5 protein-coding genes and 1 pseudogene are annotated in these 7,768 nt (G+C 68.9%); 5 read left to right on the top strand and 1 reads right to left on the bottom strand.

What is annotated here, in order from left to right; genetic code table 11:
* The 4 genes and pseudogenes from L0P92_RS22420 to L0P92_RS22405 all read left to right on the top strand — a co-directional run.
* A pseudogene (locus L0P92_RS22420) lies at positions 1–761 on the top strand (ABC transporter ATP-binding protein); the annotation flags it as partial.
* A gap of 162 nt (positions 762–923) precedes the next feature.
* Positions 924–1,811, top strand: coding sequence for a FadR/GntR family transcriptional regulator (locus L0P92_RS22415; RefSeq protein WP_234764608.1), 888 nt, complete (start codon positions 924–926; stop codon positions 1,809–1,811).
* Between the two features lie 426 nt (positions 1,812–2,237).
* On the top strand, positions 2,238–3,776 hold the full coding sequence (locus L0P92_RS22410) for an RNA polymerase sigma factor (protein WP_234764607.1): 1,539 nt from the start codon (positions 2,238–2,240) through the stop codon (positions 3,774–3,776).
* Between the two features lie 133 nt (positions 3,777–3,909).
* Complete coding sequence (locus tag L0P92_RS22405; protein ID WP_234764606.1) at positions 3,910–4,767, top strand: S1 family serine peptidase; 858 nt, start codon at positions 3,910–3,912, stop codon at positions 4,765–4,767.
* A 111-nt stretch (positions 4,768–4,878) separates the two neighbouring features.
* Here L0P92_RS22405 and L0P92_RS22400 read toward each other — a convergent pair whose 3' ends face one another.
* Positions 4,879–5,109, bottom strand: coding sequence for a DUF7455 domain-containing protein (locus tag L0P92_RS22400; protein ID WP_030945102.1), 231 nt, complete (start codon positions 5,107–5,109; stop codon positions 4,879–4,881).
* Between the two features lie 444 nt (positions 5,110–5,553).
* Between L0P92_RS22400 and L0P92_RS22395 the strand changes: the two genes are divergently transcribed.
* On the top strand, positions 5,554–7,677 hold the full coding sequence (locus L0P92_RS22395; protein ID WP_234764605.1) for a DNA gyrase/topoisomerase IV subunit B: 2,124 nt from the start codon (positions 5,554–5,556) through the stop codon (positions 7,675–7,677).
* Positions 7,678–7,768: the final 91 nt, after the last annotated feature.

Raw genomic sequence — 7,768 nt, 5'->3', positions numbered from 1 at the left:
CCCTCCGCCCCCTCCGCTACGAGCTCCGTCGTGCCATCGGAGTCGGCACCAGCTTCGCCGTCGCTGCCGCCGTGCTCGTGGTGTCCGCCCTCACCGCCGTACTGCTGGCACGCGTCGGGCACACGCCGCAGCACCGTCTGATGGCGGCGTGGCCGCAGCAGCTGCCGCTGCCGCCCGCGGCGCTCGGTACCGGGCTGCTCGGTGCGGTCGCCTTCGGCGACGAGTTCCGCCACCCCGCCCTGGCCGCGGATCGTGGCACCGTCCCCCGCCGGCTGGGGCTGCTGGCCGCGAAACTCCTCGTCGCCTCCGCCACCGCGCTGGTGCTGGCCGTCCTCACCGTGGGCTGCGACACCGAAGTGCTCTATCTCGTCTACGGACCGGAGCTCGCGGAAGTTCCCGCCGACTGGCTTTCGCTGGGCGCGAGTTGGGTCGGGCTCCTGGTCGGATGTGCCTGGGCCGGCGTGCTCGCCGCGGGTCTTTTCCGGTCCACCACGGCCGGGCTCGCGGCAGTGGTCGCCGTACCGGTCGTCGTCGTACCCCTCGTACAGAAGGCCTTCGAAGGACCGTCTGTACGGACGGCCGCCGGGTTTCCGCTGCGGCTGCGGGAGCTGCTGCTGTCGCAGTGGCCCTTCGGCGGAGAGCGCTACCTGGAGGCCGCCGCGCGCGTGGTCGCCCAACCCGTCGGCGGCGCCCTGACGTTGTCGCTCACCGCTCTGCTCTGCGCCTATGTCCTGACGACCCTGAGGAGCAGGGTCAGATGACGACCGTCCCTGCCGCCCCCGTCCTGTCGTGCGCACAACTCCCCGGCGAAAGCCCATTTCTTTCCGATAAGGCGTCAATTGCGACGGGGTGAGCGATCACCCTTTCGTGTGCTTTTCACCAAAGACCTCAAGGGAGTTGAGGACGGCGCCGACAAAGGATCCGTGAGTACCCTTGCGCACACCATGATGACCGCCGCCCGCGCCGCCGACTCCGGTCTCGCCGGCCCGGGCGATCTCGACCGCTACCCCTACGCCGAGGCCACCGTCGCCGACCGCGTCGGAGCCCCTGCCTGGGACGGCGCGGAGCCGGAACTGGGCCGTGTGGGCCGCCGTGCCGCGGGCAGCCGCGGACGCGGGCTGCACGGCCAACTCGTCCAGCAGCTGGGCCAGATGATCGTCTCGGGCGACCTGGGCGCCGACCGCCCGCTCGTGCCCGAGGAGATCGGCCAGCGCTTCGAGGTCTCCCGCACCGTCGTCCGCGAGTCGCTCCGCGTCCTGGAGGCCAAGGGCCTGGTCAGCGCCCGTCCGAACGTCGGCACGCGCGTACGTCCCGTCAGCGACTGGAACCTCCTCGACCCGGACATCATCGAGTGGCGGGCCTTCGGGCCGCAGCGCGACGACCAGCGCCGGGAGCTGAGCGAGCTGCGCTGGACGATCGAGCCGCTGGCCGCCCGCCTCGCCGCCGGGCACGGGCGCGACGACGTCCAGCAGCGGCTCGGCGACATGGTCGAGATCATGAGCCACGCGATGGGGCAGGGCGACGTCCTCACCTTCTCCCGCGCCGACGCCGAGTTCCACTCGCTGCTCATCCAGGTCGCGGGCAACCGCATGCTGGAGCACCTGTCGGGGATCGTCTCGGCCGCTCTCCAGGTTTCCGGTGGCCCTGTGACCGGCTGTGACCGGCCGAACGAGACGTCGCTGGCGCAGCACAGCCGGATCATCGACGCCCTCGCCGCCGGCGACGGCGCGGCCGCCGAGGCCGCCATGCGTCAACTGCTCACCGTCCATCCCGAGGTCGAGCGCGTGGTGCCCGCCCCCCGCGAGCACTGACCGCGCCTCCGGGGGCGCGCCGGGACTGCCTCCCCCTCCTGTGGCATCTCCCGGTCTGAGCGCCCTCTCCCGTCGGACCCGCAGGATCCACCACGGATCCTGCGGGTCCGACGGTGCGACGAGGCCGTGGAAAAGGCCGTACAGTGCTTGGTCCAAGGCGCGGGTGACCTGTTCTGTCCGCGTCTGCCTGCTTTTGATCGGTTACGGGATGTGACTCGGGCCACGCAGATTGGGCGTAACGCTCGGGGAAACAGCGCGATGACCTAAGAGGTGACAGCCGAGGAGGGAATACAGACGCCGCTCAAGGCGCTGTGCATCTTCCCGGCCCCTGCCCGCACCGTCGGCCCAATCCCCAGGCCGGTGGTCGGCTCCTGTCCGCCGTGGACGGGGCCGGAAGCCGTTTTTCAACGTTCCGAGAGGTTGTTCGTGTCGGCCAGCACATCCCGTACGCTCCCGCCGGAGATCGCCGAGTCCGTCTCTGTCATGGCTCTGATTGAGCGGGGAAAGGCTGAGGGGCAGATCGCCGGCGACGATGTGCGTCGGGCCTTCGAAGCTGACCAGATTCCGGCCACTCAGTGGAAGAACGTACTGCGCAGCCTCAACCAGATCCTCGAGGAAGAGGGTGTGACGCTGATGGTCAGTGCCGCGGAGCCCAAGCGCACCCGAAAGAGCGTCGCAGCGAAGAGTCCGGCCAAGCGCACCGCCACCAAGACGGTCGCGGCGAAGACGGTGACCACCAAGAAGGCCACCGCCACCGCCACGCCTGCGGCGCCCGTCGCCGACTCCGCCGTCGAGGACGACGCCCCCGCCAAGAAGGCCGCTGCCAAGAAGACGACGACCGCCAAGAAGGCGGCCGCGAAGAAGACCGTCGCCAAGAAGACGGCGGCCAAGAAGACCACCGCCAAGAAGGACGACGCCGAGATCCTCGAGGACGAGGTGCTCGAGGAGGCGGCTCCCAAGGCAGGCGACGAACCCGAGGGCGCCGAGAGCGCCGGCTTCGTACTCTCCGACGAGGACGAGGACGACGCCCCCGCGCAGCAGGTCGCCGCCGCCGGTGCCACCGCCGACCCGGTCAAGGACTACCTCAAGCAGATCGGCAAGGTCCCGCTGCTCAACGCCGAGCAGGAGGTCGAGCTCGCCAAGCGCATCGAGGCCGGTCTGTTCGCCGAGGACAAGCTGGCCAACGCCGACAAGCTCGCCCCCAAGCTCAAGCGCGAGCTGGAGATCATCGCCGAGGACGGCCGCCGCGCCAAGAACCACCTGCTGGAGGCCAACCTCCGCCTCGTGGTCTCCCTGGCCAAGCGCTACACCGGCCGCGGCATGCTCTTCCTGGACCTCATCCAGGAGGGCAACCTCGGTCTGATCCGCGCGGTCGAGAAGTTCGACTACACCAAGGGATACAAGTTCTCCACGTACGCCACCTGGTGGATCCGTCAGGCGATCACCCGCGCCATGGCCGACCAGGCCCGCACCATCCGTATCCCGGTGCACATGGTCGAGGTCATCAACAAGCTCGCGCGCGTGCAGCGCCAGATGCTCCAGGACCTGGGCCGCGAGCCCACCCCGGAGGAGTTGGCCAAGGAACTCGACATGACCCCGGAGAAGGTCATCGAGGTCCAGAAGTACGGCCGTGAGCCCATCTCCCTGCACACCCCGCTGGGCGAGGACGGCGACAGCGAGTTCGGTGACCTCATCGAGGACTCCGAGGCCGTCGTCCCGGCCGACGCGGTCAGCTTCACGCTTCTGCAGGAGCAGCTGCACTCGGTCCTCGACACCCTGTCCGAGCGTGAGGCGGGCGTCGTCTCGATGCGCTTCGGTCTCACCGACGGTCAGCCGAAGACCCTCGACGAGATCGGCAAGGTGTACGGCGTCACGCGCGAGCGCATCCGCCAGATCGAGTCCAAGACCATGTCGAAGCTGCGCCACCCGTCGCGCTCCCAGGTGCTGCGCGACTACCTCGACTAGGTCGCACCAGTACGACACACAAGGCCCGGTCTCCCGAGTGGGGACCGGGCCTTCGTGCTGTCGCGCAGGTGCGGGGTGCGGTGGACTGAATCACTCTGGGTGTCCCATGACCACTCCAGAGTGAGGAGCGTGCATGCGTCGTCCTTTTATCCGGGCCCTGGCCCGGCCGCTGGTCCTGGCGGCAGCGGCGGCTGCAATACCGTTGGCGTCGGCCGCCCCGGTGGCTGCCGACAGCGTCGTCGTCGGCGGGTTCCCGGTCGATGTGTCCGACAGTCCGTGGACCGTGGCGCTGGCCAGCCGTGACCGGTTCGGGGGTACGCGGGCCGGTCAGTTCTGCGTCGGTGTGGCGGTCAGCCGGTCCACGGTGCTCACCGCGGCTCACTGCCTGAGCAAGGAGGTCCTCGGGGCAGCGCCGAATCAGGTGCGCGACCTCAGTGTCATCACGGGCCGCACGGACCTGTTGTCCGGCCGGGGCCAGGAGATCCGGGTCCGCGACAGCTGGGTGAACCCGGCCTACGACGGCGTCACCAACGCGGGGGACTTCGCCGTGCTCTCCCTCGCCCAGCCGCTTCCCGCGAGCGCGGTCATCAGGATGGCGCGTACCGGGGATCCCGCCTATCTGCCCGGGACTCCCGCCCTGGTCTACGGCTGGGGGGACGTCACGGGGGCCGGTGACTATCCGCGCGGCCTGCGGGCGGCACGCGTGCACGTACTGCCCGACGCACTGTGCAGACAGGCGTATCCGGGCGGCGGTGAAGGGAGGTACCTGCCGGCCAGCATGGTCTGCGCCGGGGAACAGCAGGGAGGCCGGGACGCCTGTCAGGGGGACAGCGGAGGGCCCCTGGTCGCTCAGGGGAAGCTGATCGGCCTCGTGTCCTGGGGCACCGGCTGCGGTCGCGCGGGCAATCCCGGCGTCTACACACGGATCTCCGAGGTCCTGCGGGCCATGGGATGGCGGGCCGCGGTGCCCGGGCACGGTGCCGGTGGCTGACGGAGGCTGAGGGCCCGCGGAGTATGAGCGCGGGCGGCCGCCCCTGCTCTCAGGGGCGGCCGCCCGTCGACCGGCCTGTGCCGGAAGCTGGCTCGTCGTTAATGCGAGGTGTCAGCGCTCTTCTTCGGACGCCGATGCGGGAACGGACGTCAGCCGCTCCGTCTCGTCCTGTATCTCAGCGGCGATCTTCTTGAGTTCCGGCTCGAACTTGCGACCGTGGTGGGCGCAGAAGAGCAGTTCTCCGCCGCTCAGCAGGACGACGCGCACGTACGCCTGGGCGCCGCAACGGTCGCAGCGGTCAGCGGCCGTCAGCGGGCTCGCGGGGGTCAGAACAGTAGTCACGTCGCCTCTTCTCTAGCTCGACGAGCTGTCGTACCAGGGTCAACATCCAACCAGCCCCAAAACGTTCCCGCTCGTGGCTTCACCCAGAGAGAAATTTTTCGGGGACGGCCGGCTGCTGCCGGCTTGGCGGCGAATGTGCCGTATTGCGTCGGTGTCTTGCTTACGGTTTCGCGCTGATGGTCAAGGTCGGTCCTCCCGGCTGGCTTGCCGGTTTGTTCATGAGGACGTGCCCGGAGCCTAAATGGTTCATGCCTGGAAGGGAACGTGATATGTACTTCACCCCATCGAGGGATCGAACACGCATGCGATCCTGGACTACTCTGTGTTTCGCACGAGGGTGGCGTTACAACGGCTCTACCAGGCCTCGGTACCCTCTTGACGGCGACCGAAGCCGCGCCCTTACCCAACAGGGCGCCACCTGAAATTCAGCGAGGAGCGAACCGCGTGACCGCCGAGACGTCCGTGCCGTCCACAGCGCTGCTGGCAGGAGCAGACCGGGACGGTTCCAACTACACCGCGCGGCACCTGCTCGTCCTCGAGGGGCTCGAGGCCGTACGCAAGCGCCCGGGCATGTACATCGGGTCGACAGACAGCCGCGGTCTGATGCACTGCCTGTGGGAGATCATCGACAACTCCGTCGACGAGGCCCTCGGCGGGTACTGCGACCACATCGAGGTGATCCTCCACGACGACGGGTCCGTGGAGGTCCGGGACAACGGCCGGGGCATCCCGGTCGACGTCGAACCCAAGACCGGACTGTCCGGCGTCGAGGTCGTCATGACCAAGCTGCACGCCGGCGGCAAGTTCGGCGGCGGCTCCTATGCCGCCTCCGGCGGTCTGCACGGCGTGGGCGCGTCCGTGGTGAACGCCCTGTCCGCGCGGCTGGACGTCGAGGTGGACCGCGGCGGCCACACCCACGCCATCAGCTTCCGGCGAGGCGTGCCCGGAGCCTTCGCCGCCGACGGTGCGAACGCCAAGTTCGAGGCCAAGAGCGGCCTGCGCAAGACCAAGAAGATCCCCAAGACCCGCAACGGCACGCGCGTGCGGTACTGGGCCGACCGCCAGATCTTCCTCAAGGACGCCAAGCTCTCCCTGGAGAACCTCCACCAGCGCGCCCGCCAGACCGCGTTCCTGGTGCCCGGACTGACCATCGTCGTCCGTGACGAGTTCGGTCTCGGCGAGGGCGGCAGCAAGGGCGAGGAGTCCTTCCGCTTCGACGGCGGCATCAGCGAGTTCTGCGAGTACCTGGCCACCGACAAGCCGGTCTGCGACGTCCTCCGCTTCGGCGGACAGGGCACCTTCAAGGAGACCGTCCCGGTCCTGGACGAGCACGGTCAGATGACCCCCACCCAGGTCACGCGCGAGCTCGACGTCGACGTCGCGCTGCGGTGGGGCACGGGGTACGACACGACTCTGAAGTCGTTCGTGAACATCATCGCCACCCCCAAGGGCGGCACCCACGTGGCCGGCTTCGAGACGGCCGTGACCAGCACGATGAACGAGGTGCTGCGCACCAAGAAGCTGCTGCGCGTCGCCGAGGACGACATCGTCAAGGACGACGCCCTGGAAGGCCTCACCGCCGTCGTCACGGTCCGCCTCGCCGAGCCGCAGTTCGAGGGCCAGACCAAGGAGGTCCTGGGCACCTCGGCGGCCCGTCGCATCGTGAACACCGTGATCTCCCGGGAGCTCAAGGCGTTCCTGACGTCCACGAAGCGGGACGCCGCCGCCCAGGCCCGGGTCGTCATGGAGAAGGCCGTCGCGGCCGCCCGTACGCGCATCGCGGCCCGCCAGCACAAGGACGCCCAGCGCCGGAAGACCGCCCTGGAGTCCTCGTCGCTGCCCGCCAAGCTGGCCGACTGCCGCAGTGACGACGTCGACCGCAGCGAGCTGTTCATCGTCGAGGGGGACTCCGCGCTCGGCACCGCCAAGCTCGCGCGGAACTCCGAGTTCCAGGCGCTGCTGCCGATCCGCGGCAAGATCCTCAACGTCCAGAAGTCGTCCGTGACCGACATGCTGAAGAACGCCGAGTGCGGCGCGATCATCCAGGTCATAGGAGCGGGCTCCGGCCGGACCTTCGACATCGACGCCGCTCGCTACGGCAAGATCATCATGATGACCGATGCCGACGTCGACGGCTCCCACATCCGGACGCTGCTGCTGACGCTGTTCCAGCGCTACATGCGGCCGATGATCGAGGCGGGCCGGGTGTTCGCGGCGGTACCCCCGCTGCACCGGATCGAGATCGTCCAGCCCAAGAAGGGCCAGGACAAGTACGTCTACACGTACTCGGACCGCGAACTGCGCGACAAGCTCATGGAGTTCCAGAGCAAGGGCATCCGCTACAAGGACTCGATCCAGCGCTACAAGGGTCTCGGTGAGATGGACGCCGACCAGCTGGCCGAGACGACCATGGATCCGCGGCACCGGACCCTGCGCCGGATCAGCCTCACCGACCTGGAGGCCGCCGAGCGGGTCTTCGACCTGCTGATGGGGAACGACGTGGCGCCGCGCAAGGAGTTCATCTCCAGCTCGGCGGCGACGTTGGACCGGTCGCGTATCGACGCGTAGCCGCTGCGCTGGGCTTGGGGTGGGTTCTCGGCCTCGGCTTCGCCTTCGGCACCTGATTCGGGTACCCACCCGCACCGCCGTGCGGATTAGT

The organism is Streptomyces muensis (assembly GCF_021474425.1).
In the GTDB taxonomy this organism is placed as follows: domain Bacteria; phylum Actinomycetota; class Actinomycetes; order Streptomycetales; family Streptomycetaceae; genus Streptomyces; species Streptomyces muensis.
This window is presented reverse-complemented; position numbering and strand designations above follow the sequence as displayed.

Excerpts from the sequence above, each read along its gene's own strand:
- L0P92_RS22405 (WP_234764606.1), top strand. The coding sequence starts at position 3,910 with ATGCGTCGTCCTTTTATCCGGGCCCTGGCCCGGCCGCTGGTCCTGGCG.